This window comes from Streptomyces griseocarneus (assembly GCF_014655595.1).
GTDB classification, from domain to species: Bacteria; Actinomycetota; Actinomycetes; order Streptomycetales; family Streptomycetaceae; genus Streptomyces; species Streptomyces griseocarneus.
Genome location: NZ_BNBL01000010.1, coordinates 1 through 18,152, shown reverse-complemented (window position 1 = coordinate 18,152; position 18,152 = coordinate 1). Strand labels below are relative to the sequence as shown.

The following is an 18,152-nucleotide window of genomic DNA, read 5'->3' as shown; positions in this document are numbered from 1 at the left end:
CCGGGGATTCCCCCCGGCCCGCGCCGGGAACGTACGCGAAATGGCAGTGGTCACCCCTCTCGCGCGCCCGTTGCTGGCGTCGGCCTTCCTCACCAGCGGCGTGCAGACGATCCAGCACCCGGAGATGCTGGCCGGCATGGCCGCCCCCGTGGCCCTGGCCATCGCGAACCGCGTCCCGGGCCTTCCCAGCGACGCGGCGACCCTGGTCCGCCTCAACGGCGCCGTCCACGTAGGAGCCGGGGCCCTCCTGGCCCTCGGCCGCCTCCCCCGCCTCTCCGCCCTCGTCCTGGCCGCCAGCCTCGTCCCCACGACGCTGGCGGGCCACGCGTACTGGAAGGAATCCGACCCCGGAAAGCGCGCCCAGTCGCGGATCGGCTTCTTCAAGAACATGTCGATGCTGGGCGGCCTCCTCATCGCGGCCACGGAACGCCCCCGGCCGCCGTGCGTATGGGCCGCGCGGCGGACTCAAGGATGAGAGGGCGCGACGGCGGCACAGAAGGCGTCGACGTAGTGGGCGACGAGCGGGTTGCGGTCCGAGCGGCGCCAGGCCACCACCAGGTCGGCCGGCGGCAGGTCGCCGACGGGGACGTAGGCGATGCCCTCGACCGGATGGCCGCGCACCACCTGCTCGGGAACCAGCGCCACGGCCTTGCGCCACAGCACGGCGTGCAAGCACTCGTCCATCGAGCGGACCACCGGGCCCTCGAGTGAGGTGCCGGGCTGCCAGTGCGCGCGGAACAGCGGGTCGGTGCCGTCGGCCAGACGGACCGAGAGGTGGCCGCGCAGATCCGCACGGGAGAGAACGGCGGCGTCCGCCAGGGGGCTGGAGGCCGGCACGGCGGCGTAGCACCGGTCCTGTCGCACGGTGCGTGTGGACAGGCCGGTCCGGGTGAAGGGGGTGAAGGTGATCGCCGCATCCACGTTCCCGGCCGGCAGCCCGACGGTCGGATCGCTCAGATCGCCCTGAACCAGAGTGACCTCGACATCGTCGTGTCGCCGCGTGAAGGCGTGCGCCATGGATGCCGACAGCGCAGCCTCACCGGGGCCGACGACACCCACGCGCAGCACCCGCTGCCCGGCCGCCCGGCGCACCAGGTCGCGGGCACGCTCGACACCCTCCAACAGCCGGCGCGCCTCCTCCAGCAGCACCTCGCCGGGCGGGGTGAGCGTCATGCCCTGCGGAGTACGGACGAACAGCGCACAGCCCAGGTCCGCCTCCAGCTCGCGGATGCGCTGGCTGAGCGGCGGCTGCGACATGAGCAGCCGGCGGGCGGCCCGGCCCACGTTGCCCTCCTCCGCGACCGCGACGAAGTACTGGAGCCTGCGCATGTCCACGCCATGACGATATCGAACGCGTCGGCACGTCGACCAAAACGGTCTTGGACCAGGCCGCGGGCACCCTGATTCCATCACTTCATGACCTACCAACACCCCTCCGACCTGCAACGCGTCCCCGCCGTCCGAGAGCTGGCGAAGACCGAGGCCAACGCCTTCCTCGCCTTCCACGCGGCCGTCTTCCGCGACGGCGGCGCGATACCGCTCAAATACCGCGAGCTCATCGCCCTGGCAGTCGCCACCGCGACCCGCTGCGCCTACTGCATCGACACCCACACCCGCGGCGCCGCCGAAGCCGGCGCGACCCCCCACGAAATGACGGAAGCCGCCTTCGTCGCCTCCGCGGTGAGCGCGGGAGGCGCCATGGCCCACTCCCTGCTGGCCCACCGCCTGCACGAGGAGAACCAGGAGGGACGCTCATGACCGCAGTACTGCGAGCACTACGCCGAGTGTTCGGCCTGTGCCGACGATGCGCGAACGCCTGCCGCCCGGGCAGAGCCGGCCGCACCGATCTCAGCATGGACGCATCCCCGCTCCCCACCGCGCAGCACAGCGCAGCGGGCCCGGGCGAAGCCCGGCACTGAGGGCGCTACGTCCGGGGTGCCCGTCCCGGCGCCGGGCTTCGCACTCCGGCCGCGCCAGCGGACGGCCCCGGGCGCAGCCCCGCGCCTCCCCGCCCAAGCCGCACAGCGGCGCAGAATCACTTAGCCGCTGCGAAGCGCAGCGGAGCAGCCCCGGGCGAAGCCCGGCACTCCGCCTCCGTGCGGCCCCACCGGAGGCCACGCGGCAGGCGGAACGTGATGAAATTCGCCGCCCTGCGATCCGCCGCTCGCCGTGCGCCAGGCCTCGGCGCCTTCGCCTCCGGCAACCCCGGTGGCCGCAAGGCCCCGTAGTCCGTGAACCGCCGCGTACCGCACCTCGCGCAGCGCCACACGCCGTCCTCGGACTGCGTCCACCCCGCCTGATGCGGGCAGTTGATCCCGGTCCTCACACTCATCACGCGTGCACCTCGCGCACATGCCGACGCACCGCCGTCGTGGCCTCCACCGCCTGCTGGGTCCCGCCCTCGTCCACGGCTTGCCGCTGCGCGGCCCGCAGTGCGACGCATTCCGCGCACCCGGACACCACCGCCCGCTCCTCCCGCGTCGCCAGCCGCAACGCCACGGGCGTCACCTCCCACTCCCGCCCACCACCGGGTCGCCGCAGCTGTACCCGCGGGCCCACGGTTCCCATCACCTGTGCCATCCGCCCGCTGCGCGTGTCGATCACGTACGTACCTTCGCGGTACGTCATCGCCTCCGGCGGGCTGGGGTTGTCGTGCACGATGCTTCCCTTCGGGTCTGTTCTCACTTCGAACTCCGGCGTCTTCGGGAAGAGTCCGGCAGGTCGCTGCCAGGATTCGCCGAGACTGCCTGCCCAGCCCATATCCGACCGGTAATCTCACCGTGCGATAACTTCCTGCGTGGACAGGAGGCTTGATGCCGCCAGCACTGGTGCCGGTTGAAATGCCCAGCTGGGCCTGGGAGCGAGCGGAAGTCCGGCAGGCGTTGCGCGCACGGAACGTTGGGGCCGTGTTCCGCTACGTCCAGCAGTACGCCGGTGCGAGTCAGGCGCGTATCGCCACAGCAGTGGGTATGCAGCAGGCGCGTGTGAACGAGATCATCAACGGGCGACGCGAGGTGGCGCGGCTCGATGTCTACGAGCGCATTGCAGACGGCCTGTGCATGCCTGACGACGCCCGTCACCTTCTCGGGCCGGCTGCCGGGACGCGAGAAACGGAGCGGCGGCGTTGCCTTTGACCTTGCGGCGTTTCCCGAGGTCGTCCGGGTGTACTCCGCTCAGGGCTCGGCCGCTCAGGAGATCCAGCAACACGCTTGCGAAGCCGAAGAGCTGGACGTCCTCGCCGTGCGTGGCCTTGGGCTGATCGGATTGAACGACTCGCTTCTGCGCGCCTGTCTCCCTCGCGATCAGGGCGGTACGGGCTTGCGGGTGCGCGTTCTGCTCCTGGGCCCTGACTCGGAGTCCCTGGTGCAGCGGGCCGCGGAGATCGGCGAGAGTACTGAGTCGCTGGCGAGCGGCGTCCTCTGGGCAGAGACGAGATTGCGCGAGCTGGCCGGCACCTGTGACATCCAGGTGTACCGATACGGCATGTTGCCCACTTGGCGGCTCATCCGTATGGACAGCACCATGTTCGTCGGTGCCTTCGACGCCGGCTGGGAGGGGCACGAATCGGCGACGTACAAGGTAATGGAGACGCCGAACGGCCCTTTGTTCCGGGGCTTCAGAAGGATGTTCGAGGCGGTTGTGCAGGGGGCCGACCGCACGGTCTGAATTGGAAGAGGCAAGTGTGATCGAGGCGGAATTGAAGGCCCGAGTGCACGCTCCCGAGGCGGTCATGCGGCAACTCGACGAGCGTGCCACCGCCCGCTTCGAGGTGTACAAGGACACCTACTACGACCGGCCGGACAAGACCCTGCAGAAGGCCGACCAGGAGCTCCGCCTACGCACTGTGCACGGCGCCGACGCCACCCGGACGGTGCTGACCTTCAAGGATGCCGTGGTCGAGGAGGCTTCCGGGTCCAAGCCCGAGCACGAGACCGAGGTGGCGAACGCCGCCGCCGTACACGCGATGTTGCTCGGCCTTGGGTATCGGCCCGTGATCGCATTCGAGAAACGGTGCCGGAATTACGATGTCGAGGCCGTCGGCCGGCGAATGCTGGCGACGCTTGTTCGCGTGCCGGAGATCGACGGCACGTTCCTGGAGCTGGAGACCCTGGTGGACGAGGCCGACGTCGTCGAGGCACTCGACGACCTTCGCTCCGTGCTGGCCGAGCTCGGCATCGGTCCCGAGGACCTGACGCGGGAGTTGTACACCGAGGCTGTTGCCGCACGCCGCGGCACTCGGCGATAGGCGACAGGTGGGGCTACGAACTCGACGACGCCGACAAGCTGCTCTAGCCCCCGGTGGAGTGCCGGGCTTCGCCCGGGCCGCTGCGCGGCTGGGCTGACCGCCAAGGTCAGCTCGCCGATGTCACCGCGCACCGAAAGTGCGCAGCTTGTCCCCTGGTCCCGGGCGGCGGGGCGGGGTGTAGCCGTCGTGGTCCTTGGGGTCATGGGCGTGGCCGTCGTCGAGCATCTGGTCGGGGATGACGACGACGCGGGCCGTGCGTGACAGATGGGAATCGGAGCCGGGGCCGATCCAGGAGTCGCGGTCTTCCACGGGAGTCTCGGGTGTCTGGTGCACGCTGATGGTGTCGCACAGGAGCACGACATCCGCCGAGTCCACCGCGCACGCCTCGATTTGCACCATGGTTTCCGGCAGGGTGCCGGTCCTGGTCAGCCGGTAGGCGTAGTGCACCGCGTTCCCTCGCTCGGGAACCTGGGGGTGCGGCTTCACCTCCCAGTTCGTGATCTTGGCGGTCAGGGGGTACGTCCTGTCGCCGCGGATCACGGTGACTTCGGCTCCCGCGGGGCCGGGCGTGCGCTCCGCGGGACGGGCTTCCCCTGCGATGCAGCCGGCGAGGGCGCCAGCCACGCAGGTGGCCATCGCCGCCCGCGCTGCCGCCTCGACACCCCTCCGAGTCCGAGCCCGCCGCTCCACCCCGCTCCACCCCTCCCCCATGGCCTCTCGGCCCCCTCCGAAAGCCGGAACGCGGGGCGGGCCGCCACGCCGGCCCGCCCCCACGTGCCGGGTTAGAAGACCACCACCGACCGCAGCACATCACCCGTGTGCATGCGCTCGAACGCCTTCTCGATGTCGTCGAGTCCGATCGTCTCCGTGACGAACGCGCCGAGGTCCAGGCGGCCCTGCTGGTGGAGGTCGATCAGCATGGGGAAGTCCCGCGAGGGGAGGCAGTCGCCGTACCAGGAGGACTTCAGGGCGCCGCCCCGGCCGAAGACGTCCAGGAGCGGGAGCTCGATCTTCATGTCGGGCGTCGGCACGCCGACCAGGACCACGGTGCCGGCCAGGTCGCGCGCGTAGAAGGCCTGCTCGTACGTCTCGGGGCGGCCGACCGCCTCGATGACGACGTCGGCGCCGAAGCCGCCGGTGAGCTCGCGGATGGCCTCGACGGGGTCCGTGGTCCGCGAATTGACGGTGTGGGTGGCGCCCATGCCGCGGGCCATCTCGAGCTTGCGGTCGTCGACGTCGACGGCGATGATGCGGGCCGCGCCCGCCAGGCGGGAGCCTGCGATGGCCGCGTCGCCGACGCCGCCGCAGCCGATGACGGCGACGGAGTCGCCGCGCCCCACGCCGCCGGTGTTGATCGCGGCCCCGATGCCGGCCATCACGCCGCAGCCGAGGAGGCCCGCGACGGCCGGGGACACGGCCGGGTCGACCTTGGTGCACTGCCCGGCGGCGACCAGGGTCTTCTCGGCGAAGGCGCCGATGCCGAGGGCGGGCGAGAGCTCCGTGCCGTCGGTGAGGGTCATCTTCTGCTTGGCGTTGTGCGTGGCGAAGCAGTACTGCGGGCGGCCCCGCAGGCAGGCGCGGCACTGGCCGCAGACGGCCCGCCAGTTGAGGATGACGAAGTCGCCGGGGGCGACCTCGCTGACGCCCTCGCCGACGGACTCGACCACGCCCGCGGCCTCGTGGCCGAGGAGGAAGGGGAAGTCGTCGTTGATGCCGCCCTGCTTGTAGTGCAGGTCGGTGTGGCACACGCCGCACGCCTGGATCTTCACCACGGCCTCGCCGGGACCCGGGTCCGGTACGACGATCGTCTCGACCCGGACCGGTTCGTTCTTCCCCGGTGCGATGACTCCGCGAACTTCCTGCGCCATGGTCAGCGCCCCACCCTTCTCGTCGCTGCGTTGTCCGACATGGTCACGGTACGCCCAAGGATCTTTCTCCGCGCGTAGAGGACCCTTGACCGGCACGTGTCGAGCGCCTTAGCTTCGCGCTGCACCTTCCTTGTTACCCAGGAGTCACTAAAGTGTCGCTCTCCCTCAAGTCCACCCGCGTGCGCATCGCCGCGGCCACCGCCGCGCTGGCCGTCGGCGCCGGCCTCTACACCGCCGGCGCGGCCTCGGCCGACCACTCGGTGCCCCGCACGGACAAGGGGATCCCGAACCTCACCCAGGTCCAGGACAAGATCAAGGCCTTCTACGGCGACACGGTCGACGCCTCCGGCCAGCACTACGCCTCGCCGGACAGCAACTACGCCAAGCAGGTCGCCGACATCGAGAAGAAGGCCAAGGCCCAGCTCGAGAAGGTCGTCAAGAACCGCGCCCACGCCAAGAAGGGCGCGAAGAAGCCCGCCATCGTGCTGGACCTGGACGACACCACGCTGCTGACGTACAACTACGAGCTCCAGGTGGGCTTCCACTTCACGCCCGAGTCGCAGGACGCGTACCTGAAGTCCACCGACATGGCGGCCGTCTTCGGCATGCCGAAGCTCGTCAACTGGGCCAAGTCCCAGGGCATCGAGGTCTTCTACGTCACCGGCCGCGGCGAGCACCAGCGCGAGTGGAGCGCCCGCAACCTCAAGAACGTCGGCTACAAGCCCGTGGCCGACACCGGGCACTTCTTCCTGAAGAACAAGCAGAACCCGCCCGCCTACCTCCCGTGCGGCGCGAAGTGCACCACCGTCGAGTACAAGTCGGGCACCCGCAAGTACATCGAGTCCAAGGGCTTCGACATCGTCGCCAACTTCGGCGACCAGCACAGCGACCTCAAGGGCGGCTACGCCGACCGCACGTACAAGCTCCCCAACCCGATGTACTACCTGCCGTAAGCCCTCCCGGCTCGGCGCGGTCCAGCGACCAGCGGCCCGCGACCCGCGGCCCGGACCTCAGGTCCGGGTCCGGGCCTTGCGCAGCCGCTGGCAGCTGTGCAGCTCCCGCCCGTTGGAGTCGCAGACCTCGAACCACACGTTCTTCAGGCCGTAACGAACGCCGTTCCTGCCGACGTCCTGTGCGCCGTCGGGGTTGTCGACCAGGGCGGCCGTGTGACTGCCGCGGCTGTCCTCGTAGTGCATGATCAGCCGACCGCCCCAGCCGTCGTCGTACGCGTCGCGGTCGTCCCGGGACTGCGGCATCACATACTCGATGCCGTACCACCCGTCTCCGGTGTCCCAGTAGCGGTACCCCACGCTCGCGATCGTCGCGCCCTTGGTGCTCCGCGCCTCGAAGAGACTGAACGGGCCGCCGTGGTCCCGCAGCGTTTCGGCCGCGCTCGTCCTGGCGGACGACCGCTCGTCGCCGTTCGTCCGCGGCAGCACCACGCCGAACGCCCCGTAGCCGAGGGCCAGCACGGCCGCCGCCATCGGCAGCCACATCAGCCGCGGCCGTAACGCCGCCCCCGGCAGGCCGCGCCATCTCCGTCTGCGCCCGGTCCGTCCCACCGCCGGGGCGGTATCCACGGCCGTCCCGCCGTGACCGCGGTCACCGCCATCACCGCCGTCATCACCATCACCATCACCATCACCATCACCACCCGGAACGCCCCGCTCCTGCCCGGCGATCCGCTCCCTGGCCTCCAGCCACGCCCCGAGCCGCGGCTCGTCGCCGCATGCCGTCACCAGGGCCTCGAGGACCTCGGCGCGCGGCACGGCGGTCCTGGCGAGGGCGGCGGAGATGGTGCTGCGCGGCAGCACCCTCCCTTGTTCGGCGGCCCGCTCCTGAAGTTGGCGGTAGGTGAGCCCGGAACGGTCCCGCAGCTCTCGCATCAGCCCCACCAGATCGGCCGCGTCACGCGCACGGGCCGGATCCGGTCCCCCCTGCTCGCTCATGGTGCACATGGTGGCAGGCGCGCGCGAAGCCGCAACCCCGCTTTCCGCCACGCGCCCGGCCGCCCGGCCGTCCGTCCGGCCATCCAGTACGCCGGAGTCACGCGGACCGCTCAGCGCCGCTTCGGCACCGGTACGCGCATCAGGTCCCGGGCGACGGTCAGCTCGCCGTCGAAGCCCGCCGCCCGCGCCTGGTGTTCGAAGACCGACGGGTCGTCGTAGCGCTGCGAGAAGTGGGTGAGCACCAGATGCCGTACACCCGCCGCGGCCGCGACCCGGCCGGCCTGGCCCGCCGTCAGGTGGCCGTGCTCGGTGGCCAGGGCCTCGTCCTCGTCCGTGAAGGTCGACTCGATGACGAGCATGTCGCAGCCCTCGGCCAGCTGGTGGACGCCGTCGCACAGCCGGGTGTCCATCACGAACGCGAAGCGCTGCCCGCGCCGCACCTCGCTCACCTCGTCCAGGCTGACCCCGCCGACCGCGCCCTCGCGCATCAGCCGGCCGACGTCCGGACCGCTGATGCCGCGCTCCGCCAGCAGCTCCGGCAGCATCCGGCGCCCGTCGGGCTCGACGAGGCGGTAGCCGTAGGACTCCACGGGGTGCGAGAGCCGGCGCGCCTCGAGGACGTACGACGGCGTGTCGGCCAGCACCGCGCCCGTGCCCGCCACCGGCTCCTGGACCAGCTTGACCGTCTCGCGGTAGGCCGTGGCGTACCGCAGCCGCTTGAAGAAGCGTTCGCCGCTGGCGGGGTAGTGCGCGGTGACGGGGTGCGGCACCCGGTCGAGGTTGATGCGCTGGATCACCCCGGCGAGGCCGAGGGAGTGGTCGCCGTGGAAGTGCGTGACGCAGATCCGGTTGATGTCGTGGGCGGCCACCCCGGCGCGCAGCATCTGCCGCTGGGTGCCCTCGCCGGGGTCGAACATCAGGCCGTCGCCGTCCCAGAGCAGGACGTAGCCGTTGTGGTTGCGGTGCCGGGTGGGCACCTGGCTGGCGGTGCCGAGGACGACGAGTTCGCGGACGGACAAGGGGTTATCCCGGGGGCCAGTTGAAGCCACGGCCGCCGAGGACGTGGGCGTGCGCGTGGAAGACGGTCTGCCCGGCGCCGGCGCCGGTGTTGAAGACGATGCGGAAGCCCTTGTCGCCGTTCTCCTGGAGGGCGACCTCGCCGGCCTCTCGCAGCACGTCGGCGGCGATCTCGGGCGCGGCGGCGGCGAGGGAGCCGGCGTCGGGGTAGTGCACCTTGGGGATCACCAGGCAGTGCACGGGCGCCTGGGGATTGATGTCGCGGAACGCGAGGGTCGTCTCGGTCTCCTTGACGACCGTCGCGGGCACATCACCCGAGACGATCTTGCAGAACAGGCAGTCGGCCTGCGGTTCTCCCGCCACCGGTGGGCTCCTCCCGGGTCATCGGCTCGTACGGTCCGGATGTTACCGGTCCGTCCGTACGGGCGTGATGACCCGGCCCGTCACTTGCCCTGCACCGGCGCCTTGTCGGTGCAGCTCGCCGAGGGGCCGGGCGCCGGGACGTGCGGGCCCGACGGGGGCTTCGGCCCGTCCGGCGGCCTGGGCCCGTCCGGCGGCTTCGGCTGACCGGGCGGCTTGTCCCCGCCCGTGTGACCGCAGTCGCCGAGGACGCTCAGCGAGAACACCGTGCGCCCGTCGACCTTGGCGGTGAGCAGGCCGCGTACGCAGGACTGGCCGGTGATGCCGGTGACCCTGCCGAAGACGATGATCTTCTTGCCGGTGTCCGTGCGGCCCTCGCAGTCGACGCCGACGACGGTCACGGGCTGGGTGGCACCGCCGCCGTCCGGGCCGCCGTTCTCGGCCTTGCCGTGGCAGTTCAGCCAGGCCGTCTTCACGCCCTCGTGGTCGAGCGCGCCGGCGGCCAGCTTCTGCGTGGTGACGGCGACGGTCACGGCGTCGAGCCCGCCGACGGGCTCGCAGCCCGCGACGGCCATGACGGCCGCGCCGGTGAGCGCGGCGGCACCCGCCGCGTACCGCGCCCGGGAAAGACGTCCGGAAAGACGCCGGGAAAGACCCCGGGAATGACGCCGTGAAAGACGTATGCGCCTCAACGCACCCATAGCGGGAGTGTCCCACTGGCCCGATCCATGGGGAAGAACGCCTCTGGGCCATACCCGGGAGGCGGCGGGCGGCGCGTGGGAGAACCGCGAACATGCCGTCACCGGCGGGGTCGTACAGTCGGAGCCCGTGAGCACTTCGAAACCACGTGCGATGGCGGCGTCCCGGTCGTGGTCGCCGCCGACCCGGATCGAGCGAGACCTGCACGACGCGGCGAAGGCCGGCGACCGGGCGCGCTATCTGCGCGTCCTCGCGCAAGCGGACCTGTTCCTGTACCTGCCGAAGGACCACAGGGACGCCTCGGGCGGCCGGCCCGCGTGGATCCCCTACGAGGACGGCCAGGGCAACTGGTGCATCGTGGTCCGCACGGCGGGAGAACGACTGCCGCGCCGGGCCCAGTTCGTCGCCGTCCGCACGTCGCTGCACGACCTCGCCCACGACTGGCCGGGCCGCCGCTTCTCCCTGCACGTCAACCCCGGCACACCCGCCGCCATGCTCCTGACCTCGGGCCCCTGGGACGTCCGCCGCTGGAAGCGCACGGCGAAGCGCCACCTGCTCGGCGACCGCCCCGTCTCCCTCCTCACCAAGGCCACCGGCTACCGCACCGGCCCCCTCGCCCACGCGCTGGCCTGCGGAGCCCACCTGTCCGTACGCAACGGCGTGCTGTGGAACGACCTCGGCGACGTCTACGACGACTACGAGCGCGACGCCGAGATCCTGCGCGACGGATGGGCCACCACCACCCCTCAGGCCTGGCAGGAGCAGATGGACGCCCTGCTGGAAGGCCGCAACAGCCCCGGGGAACCCGAATTCGCCCTCCGCGTCCGCCGCGAGCTCTCCCGCGGCACGGACACGCACCTCGACGCGGACACCTGGCGCCGCGCCTGCACCGAAATACTCGACCAGCTGGACGAACGGCCCCTCGACGAGGCCGTGATCCAGCCCCTCATAGGCCGCATCCTCCGCTACGAGGCCCGCTTCCGCGCCGACGGCCTGATCGAGCCCGACGGCTACGTACGCAGCGCGCTCGCCTACGACTACGGCCGCGCCGTCAGCTTCGCCCGCTGGGGCCTGGGCGCCCGGCTCTGCTCGGAAGCCGCGGCGGAGGAGGCGATCCGGCGGGCAGGCGCGCTGAGCCGGGAACACCACACCTCGTGGGCGGACTTCTCGGCCGGCTACGCGCTCGGGCGCGTCATGCGCTTCGACACCGAGGAATTCGGCTCCTGGTACACCAGCGTCCTCGAACCCCACCGCATCCTCATGGACGCCGCCGAGAACCCGGACAGCCCCTGGCTCACCCTGCCGTGGCGGCAGTGAAGCAGGCGTGCCACGCATTTTTGCCGGCGTACGAGGCCCAGCGGGGCCGCCGGGGCCGGGCCCAGGCTCCGGCCACGTTCCGCGCCGCCGCACGGTCGGCGGCGCGGCGGGCGGCGGGGCTCGGCGTGACGGCGGCGGGCAACCCCGGCGGCCGCAGCGACGCGTAATGCGTGAACCGCCGGGTCCCGCACCGCTCGCACCGCCACGCTCCGGCCCCGGCCCCGGTCTGCGTCCACCCCTGCGGGTGCGCACACTTGGCTCTCACCACGCACCGCCCTCGGTCTCGGTCCCGTCCTCGAGGTGGGCGTCGAGCACGTGCCGCCGCACGGCGACGGTCGCGTCCACGGCCTTCCGCCTGCCCCCACCATCCACGGCCCGCCGCTGCGCGGCCCCCAGCGCCACACACTCCCCGCACGCCGCACTGCGCCCCGGGCACATCAGCTCGAACCACAGCGACTTGCCGTCGTGATGAGAGGTGGAGTTCCCCCAGTCGTCGGCCCACTCCCGCACGAGCATCAGCCCTCTACCGGCCTCACTGTCCGGCCCCGCCGCCCTCTCCGAGGGAACGACCGGACTCGTGTCCCACACGGTCACGCGCACGCGTTCACCCTCCCGCCCGCGCAGCCGGAGGGAGCAGGGGCCCTCGGTGTGCACGTACGCGTTGGTGACGAGTTCGGAGGCCAACAGCTCGGCCGTCTCGGCGATTTCCGACATGCCGTGACTGTCGAGCACGGCCCGCAGCGCGAGGCGGGCCACGCCCGGCGAGCGGGGATCGTGCGGCAGTTCGAGGGTGTACGTCCAGGGCTGTGACGGCGATACGGTGGCCATGGAAGTCTCCTGGCGGGAGGTGGAGTTGGCGTGAAGCGGTTGGCTGAGACCGTAGCGCTACCGCTGAAGATATTGAGCCGTAAGCGCCCAATTGATTCAGCCACCACTCCCATGGGTGACGCCTGCGTAGCGCGTACGAACAGAGGGACAGTGCATGCCCGTCAGAAGCAACCCGACCGGACGTCAACTCCGCCTCGGCGCCGAGCTACGAAAGCTGCGTGAACGCGCGGACATGTCCTCGACCGAGGCAGGCAGACTGCTCGGCACCAACCAGGCGCAGATCAGCAACATCGAAGCCAGCCGTATCGGGGTGAGCGCGGACCGCGTACGAGCACTGGCCAGGAACTACGAATGCTCCGACCATGCCTTGATCGATGCACTCGCCGGAATGACGGGTGAGCGCAAACGCGGCTGGTGGGAGCAGTACCGAGGCATTCTGTCCGCCGGCCTGCTGAACCTCGCTGAACTCGAACACCATGCGACCTCATTGCGCGGGGCATACGTGGCCCATCTACCCGGCCTGCTCCAGACCCCGGAACACGCACGTGCGATCTTTCGCCAGGTCGTCCCCGAGCTCTCACCGCCCGAGGTGGAGCACCGCGTTTCCCACCGCATCAAGCGGCAGGCGGTCCTCTACCGGGACAAGCCGACTCCCTGCGCGACGGTGATCCACGAGGCAGCGCTACGCATGCGCTTTGGAGGGGCATCCACGGCAGCCAGCCAGCTTCAGCACATCCTCAAGATGTCCGAGCAGGAACACATCACAGTGCGTGTCATCCCCTTCGACGCCGGCGACTTTCCCGGCGCCGGTCAATCCATCCTGTATGCGACCGGACCCGTGCATCAGCTCGACACCGTGCATCTCGACACCGAGGTGGGTTCCGTCTTCCTCGACTCGGATGCGCAACTCGCGCGATATCGCGTCGTGCTCGATCGCATGGAGGCGATCGCTCTCCCGGTGAGCCAGTCACGCGACGTGATCCGCAGCATCATGCAGTCCCTGTAAGGAGAATGATGATGTCCACCCTCCTTTGGCAGAAGTCCTCCTACAGCGGCGAGGGCGACGCCTGCCTGTACATCGCCACGGTGGGAGCCGGAACGATCCACCTCCGCGAGAGCGACGCCCCGAACGTGATCGTCACGACCACCCCAGCCAAACTCCGCCCCCTCATATCCCGCATCAAGGCCGGAACGTTGGCGCGGGCGGCGGCAGCCCAACCCGTAGCTGCCGCCCCCTGAGCACCGAGCGCCAAGTCGCCTACCGGCAAAAGGCGTCCGCGCTGCCCAGGATGTGCGCGGTCTGCGTCGGCGTGGTGCCGAGGTCCTGCATGGTCTTCTTGGCCTGCTTGCCGAAGGCGTCGGGAGACGTGCTCCGGGCAACACAGATGGCATTGCCGTAGGTGATGAGCGAGTCGTCGCTGATGTGGTCCACGTCCGGGTAGTTCTTCCGGACGGACCGGACGTAGAGCTTCGACATGATGCCGGTCAACGTACGTACCTTCGCGGGGCTGGACGACGGGCTCGCGGAGGGCGCGGCGCCGGCGGGCGCGGACGCGCCGGACGGTGCGGCAGAGGGGCCGTTCGCACGGCTGTCGCCGGACGAGTCGCACGCCGAGGTGCCGAGAACGGCGGCAGCCACGAGGCAGAGGGCGAGCGGGGTAAGACGCTTGTGCATGAATCTCCTGGTCAGGGGTGAGCAGGGAACATTCTCACCTATGTCCGGTCCGCTCCGCGAGGCATATGGCCCTGCCGACCGGGCGCACCCTCGGGACCACGGCGCACCGCCGACGAATTGCGCCCCCAAATTGCTGCAAGCTCTGGCCCTCACGTCACAAAAACGGTGACTGTACCGACTGGGCAGGGAAGGGGTTCGGGATAATGATGCCGCCCGAAGCGTAAATCCTCACCAGGGATAATCGAAAACCCCCCGAAGAAGGTGTAATGCCCGATCTCCAGAGCGGCTCCAAAAAGCAGGACATGCTCATCCTTGCATTCACCGTCCTGCCCCCCGGCGCGATTTTGATCATCGGCTGGATAGCCAAGGGCACCCACGGCACGGTGACGGTTGCCCTGATTGTCCTCATGGCGCTGCTGGCGACAGCCCCTCCGCTCTGGGGGTTCTGGCTGCACAAGAAGTCGCGGATCCAGGAGAGAGCGCGCCGGGAGGCACTCCTGGCGCCGATCATCGATTACATCGGCGAGAGCATCACGAAGCCGGGCGATGCGCAGGCGAAGGTGGGGCAGATTCACGAGCGCCTGGCACCGCTGCTGGCGGAGAGCCTGGGCGACGGGGCGCGGTGCTCGTTCTACTCGTACGACCAGGAGAACGAGCGCCTGAAGCGCGAGGTGGTCTCGGGCGGACCGAACGGGACGCCGGTGGAGTTCGCCAACGGTTCCGATGAATTTCGTAACCTGCGACATGCGATGGGGCAGAAAGTCCCGGTATATACGAAGGACATCCAGGATCCCGATGCGAATTTGAACTTCACGCTGGGGAGCGGCTACAAATCCATCATCGCCCATGGGGCATGGGCGGGGGACGAGCTCCAGGGGGTCCTGATTATCGACGCGCCGAATCCCGGGGATCTGTCGAGGGCGAAGGTGCCCGAAACATACGTATGGGTGTTCGCATCCTTGTTCGGCGTTTCCAATGCCCTCAGGAATTGACTACGGCGGCGAATATTCCACTTTATCGCCGCAGGCGGGCGGCGAACGCCCGGGTGACGGCGGCCCGGGCAGGGTAAGAAACAGCGAAGATGCTGCAAACCGAGCGAGCCCCGCTCGCGGCTCACTAGAGTCGATGGGCATCTAGAGACAGGTTGGGGGAACCGTCATGCCTGAGCGTGAATCGGCGATCATCGCATCAGGGCATCGCTGGATGGCAGGCCAGGAATCCACGGATGCCTACATCACCAAAGTGCTGCAGTCGGCTGCCACGACTCCAGGTCAGGAGTTGTTCCGCTGGATACGGTCGAGGATCGCCCTGGTGCTGCAGGCGGCGCACCACAGGGAGTAGCGACCCGCACAGCTCTGGCGCGCCGGACCGGCAGCCCGGACGCCCCGTCAGGGACGGCCGGGCCCGCCGGCCTCTGTCAGGCCGCCGCCCGGGCGAGGGCACGCTTCAGCAGCCAGGGGACGACCGTGTGGTGGACCGGGGCGGCCACGGCCCAGACGGGGCGGGCGAGAGGCCGGTGGAAGCGGACGAGGGTGACCCACACGACGCTCGCCTCCCGCACCAGCACGGTGTTACGGGTGGCCATGAGAGGCGAACGCGCTTCGAGGACGACCGACCGGGGTCCGGATTCCGCGACGTGCCACCCCAGGACGCACTGGGGGGACGTTGGCGCCATCCTGAGCCCCAGCGCCCGTCGCCACCCGAACGACAACACCCTTCGCAGTGGAGGGGGAGCACCCTCGAAGACGGCCCGCGCCCATTGTTCGGGCGTCATGGACGTGGCGGCGCCGGGGGCGGGGAGTTCGAACGCCGAGGCGTAGTGCGGCTTGGAGAAGTCCTTCCCGGTCCGCGTCTCGCGCGGGACTTCCGCGCGACGGACGTGCGAGGTGGTCGTGGTCATGGAGGGCCCCTCCTTCGTCACCGGCCGGCGGTCAGCACCTTGAACAGGTAGACGTCGGCGTGCCCGCCGGGCATGCCCGGCACGCGGCCGACTTCCGCGTACCCGTGACGCTCGTAGAAGCCCGGCGCCTGGAAGGTGTAGGAGGAGACGGTCATGCGGTCGCAGCCGCGCCGTACGGCCTCGGCTTCGGCCTCGCGCAGCAGCTTCGTGCCCCAGCCGTCCGCGCGGCGGTCCTCCCGCACCCACAGCAGCTGGATCCCGCACAGCCCGCCCCATGTCCAGGCGGTGAGGCCGCCGATCAGCTCGCCGTCGTCGCCCGTGGCCCGCACCGAGAACTCGTCGTGGGCGACGCCGCCGGTGGCCGCGTCGTTGAACGCGTCGAGTTCGCTCTCGAGCCGCTCGGTGAGCTCGGCGTCATTTCCGCCGACGGTCAGCAAAGGCTTGTCCACAGCAGTCATGAACCGCAGTATGCGCACACGCCGCGCGCCGATCGCCATCGAATTCAGCGGGCGTACGCCGTCGCGGATATGCCTTGATCGCGACGACACGGGACGGCAAGATCACTTACAGCCTGGTATGGACCAGCGCGCCGCCGTCCCGCCTATCGAGGTGCTCGTGATCCAGTACATCCTCCCGGCCGTCCCCGGGCTCATGGCGGCCGGTGCGCTCGCCGCCGCGGCCCGCGTGATCGTACGGCGCCGACGCCTCAATGAGGCCTGGTACAGGGGCGTGACCGTCGAGGGGCGCTGCCTGCGGACGTTCGTGACCACGGCGACGTGGCGACGCGGCCTGCACCAGCACACGAACAGCACGGTCAGCCACGCGTACGAGTTCACGACCCCGGACGGCCGGACGCTGCGCTTCGAGGAGGACGGGCCCTCGACGGTCTTCGACGGGGACGTCGTCCCCGTGCGCTACCCGCAGGGCCGGCCGGACCTGGCGACGGCCCTGCCGCCGGGCGACCGCGGGACCCGGGGCAAGTTCCGTCTGCAGCTGGGCTTTCTGGCCTTCGCCACGCTGCTGTGCTTGGCGGCTACGGCCGTGTTCTCCCTGACCACGCAGATCATGACGGACGTGTTCGAGAGGACCCGGGACATGAAGCCGCCGGCGTCACCCTCGTCCCCCACGTCACCTGAGTCTCCGGCGCCCCCGGCAGCCCCGGCGCCTCCCTCCATGCCCTCGCTTCCCCCGCTCCCCAGCGGCCCGCCGGACGACTTCCCCACCGGCTTTCCGACCGACTTGCCGGGCGCTCCGACCGGCTTCCCGACCGACTTCCCCAAGCCGCCGACGCGATAGACCGTCCGCCAACGGCGCCCGCGCCCGCCGGGCCGGCCTGAACCGCCCCTACTCCTCGGGCACTTCCACAATCACCAGGGTTCCTCGGCTCCCGGCGCGGACGGCATGCCGGGTGCCGGCCACCACCTCGTACATCTCCCCCGGCCCCACCGTCACCTCGAGGCCTTCCACCGTCAGTTCCAACCGGCCGTCGAGCACGAGCAGCACCTCGGTGACGCCGTGCGCCTCCTCCTCGACCGGCAGCGCGTCCATGCGCAGCACCTTGACGCGGGCCGTTCCCACCTCGGCCAGCGCACGGGACCTCCACGCCTCCGGCAGCGCGTCCGCGGTCCGGACCAGGTCGACCACACTCATGGCATGCCTCCTCACGGGCCCCTCCGGTCATCCGGGAGGAGTCCGCATCGCGATCAATGGATGCCTGGACGCTATCCGGCCAGGGACGACGGGTGGTCGACCGTTCGGCAAAACCTCTCGGGTGCGACGAGTTCGGTTGGGCACCGCACCGTGGCGCGAACGCCGAACTCCTGGGAGTGTTGCCTCCGGCGCCCTGTGGATCAGCACGTGGATCACCCGTGGATCACCTGAGGAGAGACCGGCCATGACGACAAAGCTGTACGTGGGCAACCTGGGCTGGAACACGACGGACGACACGCTCAGGCAGGCGTTCGCGGAGTTCGGCCAGGTCCTCGACGCCATCATCATGCGCGACCGCGACACGGGCCGGTCCAGGGGCTTCGGCTTCGTCACCATGGGCTCCGCCGGCGAGGCCGACGCGGCGATCAACGGCCTCAACGAGCAGGAACTCGACGGGCGCCGCCTCAAGGTCAACGTGGCCAACGCCAAGCCCAGCGGCGGCGGAGGCAGGGGCGGCTACGGCGGCGGAAGCGGCGGTGGCCACCAGGGCGGCTACGGCGGTGGCGGCCGCGGCTACTAGGGCGTGTCCGCAAAGTCGGTGAGCGCGTTGTCTGGTCGTGGTGCGTCGTCATGAGCTGACTGA

At 70.3% G+C, this 18,152-nt stretch carries 28 protein-coding genes; 13 read left to right on the top strand and 15 right to left on the bottom strand.

Features of this window, described 5'->3' with window-relative positions:
- Positions 1 to 40 precede the first annotated feature (40 nt).
- Entirely contained in the window at positions 41 to 475 is a 435-nt protein-coding gene (locus IE295_RS23655) for a DoxX family protein (protein ID WP_224322899.1), read from the top strand.
- Here the strand turns inward: IE295_RS23655 and IE295_RS23650 are convergent.
- Complete coding sequence (locus IE295_RS23650) at positions 466 to 1,329, bottom strand: LysR family transcriptional regulator (RefSeq protein ID WP_224322917.1); 864 nt, start codon at positions 1,327 to 1,329, stop codon at positions 466 to 468. The two genes, IE295_RS23655 and IE295_RS23650, sit on opposite strands and share 10 nt — an antisense overlap.
- Before the next feature lie 87 nt (positions 1,330 to 1,416).
- Here IE295_RS23650 and IE295_RS23645 point away from each other — a divergent pair, with 87 nt between their 5' ends.
- Positions 1,417 to 1,758, top strand: a complete 342-nt coding sequence (locus tag IE295_RS23645) for a carboxymuconolactone decarboxylase family protein (protein WP_190065758.1) — start codon at positions 1,417 to 1,419, stop codon at positions 1,756 to 1,758.
- A 277-nt stretch (positions 1,759 to 2,035) separates the two neighbouring features.
- On the opposite strand, the gene IE295_RS34490 is transcribed toward IE295_RS23645, so the two are convergent.
- Positions 2,036 to 2,332 (bottom strand): DUF6255 family natural product biosynthesis protein, encoded by a 297-nt coding sequence (locus tag IE295_RS34490; protein ID WP_224322900.1) that lies wholly within the window; start codon positions 2,330 to 2,332, stop codon positions 2,036 to 2,038.
- Complete coding sequence (locus tag IE295_RS23640; RefSeq protein ID WP_190066023.1) at positions 2,332 to 2,658, bottom strand: hypothetical protein; 327 nt, start codon at positions 2,656 to 2,658, stop codon at positions 2,332 to 2,334. The genes IE295_RS34490 and IE295_RS23640 overlap by 1 nt, the downstream gene beginning before the upstream one ends.
- 155 nt (positions 2,659 to 2,813) lie before the next feature.
- Between IE295_RS23640 and IE295_RS33705 the strand changes: the two genes are divergently transcribed.
- Genes IE295_RS33705 through cyaB form a run of 3 tightly spaced genes read left to right on the top strand, consistent with a single transcriptional unit; the run spans position 2,814 to position 4,246 of the window.
- A complete protein-coding gene (locus IE295_RS33705) occupies positions 2,814 to 3,134 on the top strand; it encodes a helix-turn-helix domain-containing protein (RefSeq protein WP_308437407.1) in 321 nt (106 codons plus the stop codon).
- Complete coding sequence (locus IE295_RS23635) at positions 3,028 to 3,666, top strand: XRE family transcriptional regulator (RefSeq protein WP_224322919.1); 639 nt, start codon at positions 3,028 to 3,030, stop codon at positions 3,664 to 3,666. Before IE295_RS33705 ends, IE295_RS23635 begins: the two co-directional genes overlap by 107 nt.
- A gap of 16 nt (positions 3,667 to 3,682) precedes the next feature.
- Positions 3,683 to 4,246: a class IV adenylate cyclase gene (cyaB, locus tag IE295_RS23630; RefSeq protein ID WP_190065757.1), complete on the top strand. Its 564-nt coding sequence runs from the start codon at positions 3,683 to 3,685 to the stop codon at positions 4,244 to 4,246.
- A gap of 120 nt (positions 4,247 to 4,366) precedes the next feature.
- On the opposite strand, the gene IE295_RS23625 is transcribed toward cyaB, so the two are convergent.
- Together IE295_RS23625 and IE295_RS23620 are read right to left on the bottom strand one after the other, a co-directional pair.
- Complete coding sequence (locus IE295_RS23625; RefSeq protein WP_190065756.1) at positions 4,367 to 4,786, bottom strand: hypothetical protein; 420 nt, start codon at positions 4,784 to 4,786, stop codon at positions 4,367 to 4,369.
- Positions 4,787 to 5,028: 242 nt separating this feature from the next.
- Positions 5,029 to 6,114, bottom strand: coding sequence for an S-(hydroxymethyl)mycothiol dehydrogenase (locus IE295_RS23620; RefSeq protein ID WP_190065755.1), 1,086 nt, complete (start codon positions 6,112 to 6,114; stop codon positions 5,029 to 5,031).
- Between the two features lie 152 nt (positions 6,115 to 6,266).
- Between IE295_RS23620 and IE295_RS23615 the strand changes: the two genes are divergently transcribed.
- Positions 6,267 to 7,067 carry an HAD family acid phosphatase gene (locus IE295_RS23615; RefSeq protein ID WP_190065754.1) on the top strand — a complete coding sequence of 267 codons (801 nt, stop codon included), beginning with the start codon at positions 6,267 to 6,269 and terminating at the stop codon, positions 7,065 to 7,067.
- Positions 7,068 to 7,124: 57 nt separating this feature from the next.
- On the opposite strand, the gene IE295_RS23610 is transcribed toward IE295_RS23615, so the two are convergent.
- The 4 genes from IE295_RS23610 to IE295_RS23595 form a co-directional block, all read right to left on the bottom strand.
- Positions 7,125 to 8,063 (bottom strand): helix-turn-helix domain-containing protein, encoded by a 939-nt coding sequence (locus IE295_RS23610; protein ID WP_190065753.1) that lies wholly within the window; start codon positions 8,061 to 8,063, stop codon positions 7,125 to 7,127.
- Positions 8,064 to 8,173: 110 nt separating this feature from the next.
- Positions 8,174 to 9,082 carry a ribonuclease Z gene (locus tag IE295_RS23605; protein ID WP_190065752.1) on the bottom strand — a complete coding sequence of 303 codons (909 nt, stop codon included), beginning with the start codon at positions 9,080 to 9,082 and terminating at the stop codon, positions 8,174 to 8,176.
- 4 nt (positions 9,083 to 9,086) lie between these two features.
- Entirely contained in the window at positions 9,087 to 9,443 is a 357-nt protein-coding gene (locus IE295_RS23600; protein WP_190065751.1) for a histidine triad nucleotide-binding protein, read from the bottom strand.
- Positions 9,444 to 9,523: 80 nt separating this feature from the next.
- Entirely contained in the window at positions 9,524 to 10,015 is a 492-nt protein-coding gene (locus IE295_RS23595; protein WP_190065750.1) for a hypothetical protein, read from the bottom strand.
- Between the two features lie 253 nt (positions 10,016 to 10,268).
- On the opposite strand from IE295_RS23595, the gene IE295_RS23590 reads away from it, so the two are divergent.
- A complete protein-coding gene (locus tag IE295_RS23590; protein WP_190065749.1) occupies positions 10,269 to 11,456 on the top strand; it encodes a DUF1266 domain-containing protein in 1,188 nt (395 codons plus the stop codon).
- Here IE295_RS23590 and IE295_RS34485 read toward each other — a convergent pair.
- Together IE295_RS34485 and IE295_RS23580 are read right to left on the bottom strand one after the other, a co-directional pair.
- Positions 11,434 to 11,721 (bottom strand): DUF6255 family natural product biosynthesis protein, encoded by a 288-nt coding sequence (locus IE295_RS34485; RefSeq protein ID WP_224322901.1) that lies wholly within the window; start codon positions 11,719 to 11,721, stop codon positions 11,434 to 11,436. The genes IE295_RS23590 and IE295_RS34485 overlap by 23 nt on opposite strands.
- Positions 11,718 to 12,284 carry an ATP-binding protein gene (locus tag IE295_RS23580; RefSeq protein ID WP_190065747.1) on the bottom strand — a complete coding sequence of 189 codons (567 nt, stop codon included), beginning with the start codon at positions 12,282 to 12,284 and terminating at the stop codon, positions 11,718 to 11,720. Before IE295_RS23580 ends, IE295_RS34485 begins: the two co-directional genes overlap by 4 nt.
- A 154-nt stretch (positions 12,285 to 12,438) precedes the next feature.
- On the opposite strand from IE295_RS23580, the gene IE295_RS23575 reads away from it, so the two are divergent.
- Both IE295_RS23575 and IE295_RS23570 read left to right on the top strand, forming a co-directional pair.
- The gene (locus tag IE295_RS23575) at positions 12,439 to 13,290 is read left to right on the top strand and encodes a helix-turn-helix domain-containing protein (protein ID WP_190065746.1); all 852 of its coding nucleotides are present in this window, start codon (positions 12,439 to 12,441) and stop codon (positions 13,288 to 13,290) included.
- An 11-nt stretch (positions 13,291 to 13,301) separates the two neighbouring features.
- A complete protein-coding gene (locus IE295_RS23570; RefSeq protein ID WP_190065745.1) occupies positions 13,302 to 13,523 on the top strand; it encodes a DUF397 domain-containing protein in 222 nt (73 codons plus the stop codon).
- A 19-nt stretch (positions 13,524 to 13,542) separates the two neighbouring features.
- Here the strand turns inward: IE295_RS23570 and IE295_RS23565 are convergent, their stop codons facing one another.
- The gene (locus IE295_RS23565; protein WP_190065744.1) at positions 13,543 to 13,959 is read right to left on the bottom strand and encodes a hypothetical protein; all 417 of its coding nucleotides are present in this window, start codon (positions 13,957 to 13,959) and stop codon (positions 13,543 to 13,545) included.
- Between the two features lie 266 nt (positions 13,960 to 14,225).
- On the opposite strand from IE295_RS23565, the gene IE295_RS23560 reads away from it, so the two are divergent.
- A complete protein-coding gene (locus IE295_RS23560; RefSeq protein ID WP_190065743.1) occupies positions 14,226 to 14,951 on the top strand; it encodes a hypothetical protein in 726 nt (241 codons plus the stop codon).
- Between the two features lie 166 nt (positions 14,952 to 15,117).
- Positions 15,118 to 15,300: a hypothetical protein gene (locus tag IE295_RS23555; protein WP_190065742.1), complete on the top strand. Its 183-nt coding sequence runs from the start codon at positions 15,118 to 15,120 to the stop codon at positions 15,298 to 15,300.
- A gap of 76 nt (positions 15,301 to 15,376) precedes the next feature.
- Here IE295_RS23555 and IE295_RS23550 read toward each other — a convergent pair whose 3' ends face one another.
- Positions 15,377 to 15,859 (bottom strand): DUF2867 domain-containing protein, encoded by a 483-nt coding sequence (locus tag IE295_RS23550; protein ID WP_190065741.1) that lies wholly within the window; start codon positions 15,857 to 15,859, stop codon positions 15,377 to 15,379.
- A gap of 17 nt (positions 15,860 to 15,876) precedes the next feature.
- On the bottom strand, positions 15,877 to 16,317 hold the full coding sequence (locus tag IE295_RS23545) for a GNAT family N-acetyltransferase (protein WP_190065740.1): 441 nt from the start codon (positions 16,315 to 16,317) through the stop codon (positions 15,877 to 15,879).
- 157 nt (positions 16,318 to 16,474) lie between these two features.
- Between IE295_RS23545 and IE295_RS23540 the strand changes: the two genes are divergently transcribed.
- Positions 16,475 to 17,155, top strand: coding sequence for a hypothetical protein (locus IE295_RS23540; RefSeq protein ID WP_190065739.1), 681 nt, complete (start codon positions 16,475 to 16,477; stop codon positions 17,153 to 17,155).
- Positions 17,156 to 17,203: 48 nt separating this feature from the next.
- Here the strand turns inward: IE295_RS23540 and IE295_RS23535 are convergent, their stop codons facing one another.
- A complete protein-coding gene (locus IE295_RS23535) occupies positions 17,204 to 17,509 on the bottom strand; it encodes a cupin domain-containing protein (RefSeq protein ID WP_190065738.1) in 306 nt (101 codons plus the stop codon).
- 244 nt (positions 17,510 to 17,753) lie between these two features.
- Between IE295_RS23535 and IE295_RS23530 the strand changes: the two genes are divergently transcribed.
- Entirely contained in the window at positions 17,754 to 18,089 is a 336-nt protein-coding gene (locus IE295_RS23530; protein WP_190065737.1) for an RNA recognition motif domain-containing protein, read from the top strand.
- Positions 18,090 to 18,152 lie beyond the last annotated feature (63 nt).

Excerpts from the sequence above, each read along its gene's own strand:
- IE295_RS33705 (WP_308437407.1), top strand. The coding sequence starts at position 2,814 with ATGCCGCCAGCACTGGTGCCGGTTGAAATGCCCAGCTGGGCCTGGGAG.
- IE295_RS23555 (WP_190065742.1), top strand. The coding sequence starts at position 15,118 with ATGCCTGAGCGTGAATCGGCGATCATCGCATCAGGGCATCGCTGGATG.
- IE295_RS23635 (WP_224322919.1), top strand. The coding sequence starts at position 3,028 with ATGTCTACGAGCGCATTGCAGACGGCCTGTGCATGCCTGACGACGCCC.
- IE295_RS23545 (WP_190065740.1), bottom strand. The coding sequence starts at position 16,317 with ATGACTGCTGTGGACAAGCCTTTGCTGACCGTCGGCGGAAATGACGCC.
- IE295_RS23595 (WP_190065750.1), bottom strand. The coding sequence starts at position 10,015 with ATGGCCGTCGCGGGCTGCGAGCCCGTCGGCGGGCTCGACGCCGTGACC.
- IE295_RS23550 (WP_190065741.1), bottom strand. The coding sequence starts at position 15,859 with ATGACCACGACCACCTCGCACGTCCGTCGCGCGGAAGTCCCGCGCGAG.
- IE295_RS23575 (WP_190065746.1), top strand. The coding sequence starts at position 12,439 with ATGCCCGTCAGAAGCAACCCGACCGGACGTCAACTCCGCCTCGGCGCC.
- IE295_RS23650 (WP_224322917.1), bottom strand. The coding sequence starts at position 1,329 with ATGCGCAGGCTCCAGTACTTCGTCGCGGTCGCGGAGGAGGGCAACGTG.
- IE295_RS23580 (WP_190065747.1), bottom strand. The coding sequence starts at position 12,284 with ATGGCCACCGTATCGCCGTCACAGCCCTGGACGTACACCCTCGAACTG.
- IE295_RS34490 (WP_224322900.1), bottom strand. The coding sequence starts at position 2,332 with ATGAGTGTGAGGACCGGGATCAACTGCCCGCATCAGGCGGGGTGGACG.
- IE295_RS23610 (WP_190065753.1), bottom strand. The coding sequence starts at position 8,063 with ATGAGCGAGCAGGGGGGACCGGATCCGGCCCGTGCGCGTGACGCGGCC.
- IE295_RS23645 (WP_190065758.1), top strand. The coding sequence starts at position 1,417 with ATGACCTACCAACACCCCTCCGACCTGCAACGCGTCCCCGCCGTCCGA.
- IE295_RS23560 (WP_190065743.1), top strand. The coding sequence starts at position 14,226 with ATGCCCGATCTCCAGAGCGGCTCCAAAAAGCAGGACATGCTCATCCTT.
- IE295_RS23565 (WP_190065744.1), bottom strand. The coding sequence starts at position 13,959 with ATGCACAAGCGTCTTACCCCGCTCGCCCTCTGCCTCGTGGCTGCCGCC.
- IE295_RS23570 (WP_190065745.1), top strand. The coding sequence starts at position 13,302 with ATGTCCACCCTCCTTTGGCAGAAGTCCTCCTACAGCGGCGAGGGCGAC.
- IE295_RS23535 (WP_190065738.1), bottom strand. The coding sequence starts at position 17,509 with ATGAGTGTGGTCGACCTGGTCCGGACCGCGGACGCGCTGCCGGAGGCG.
- IE295_RS23530 (WP_190065737.1), top strand. The coding sequence starts at position 17,754 with ATGACGACAAAGCTGTACGTGGGCAACCTGGGCTGGAACACGACGGAC.
- IE295_RS23655 (WP_224322899.1), top strand. The coding sequence starts at position 41 with ATGGCAGTGGTCACCCCTCTCGCGCGCCCGTTGCTGGCGTCGGCCTTC.
- IE295_RS23620 (WP_190065755.1), bottom strand. The coding sequence starts at position 6,114 with ATGGCGCAGGAAGTTCGCGGAGTCATCGCACCGGGGAAGAACGAACCG.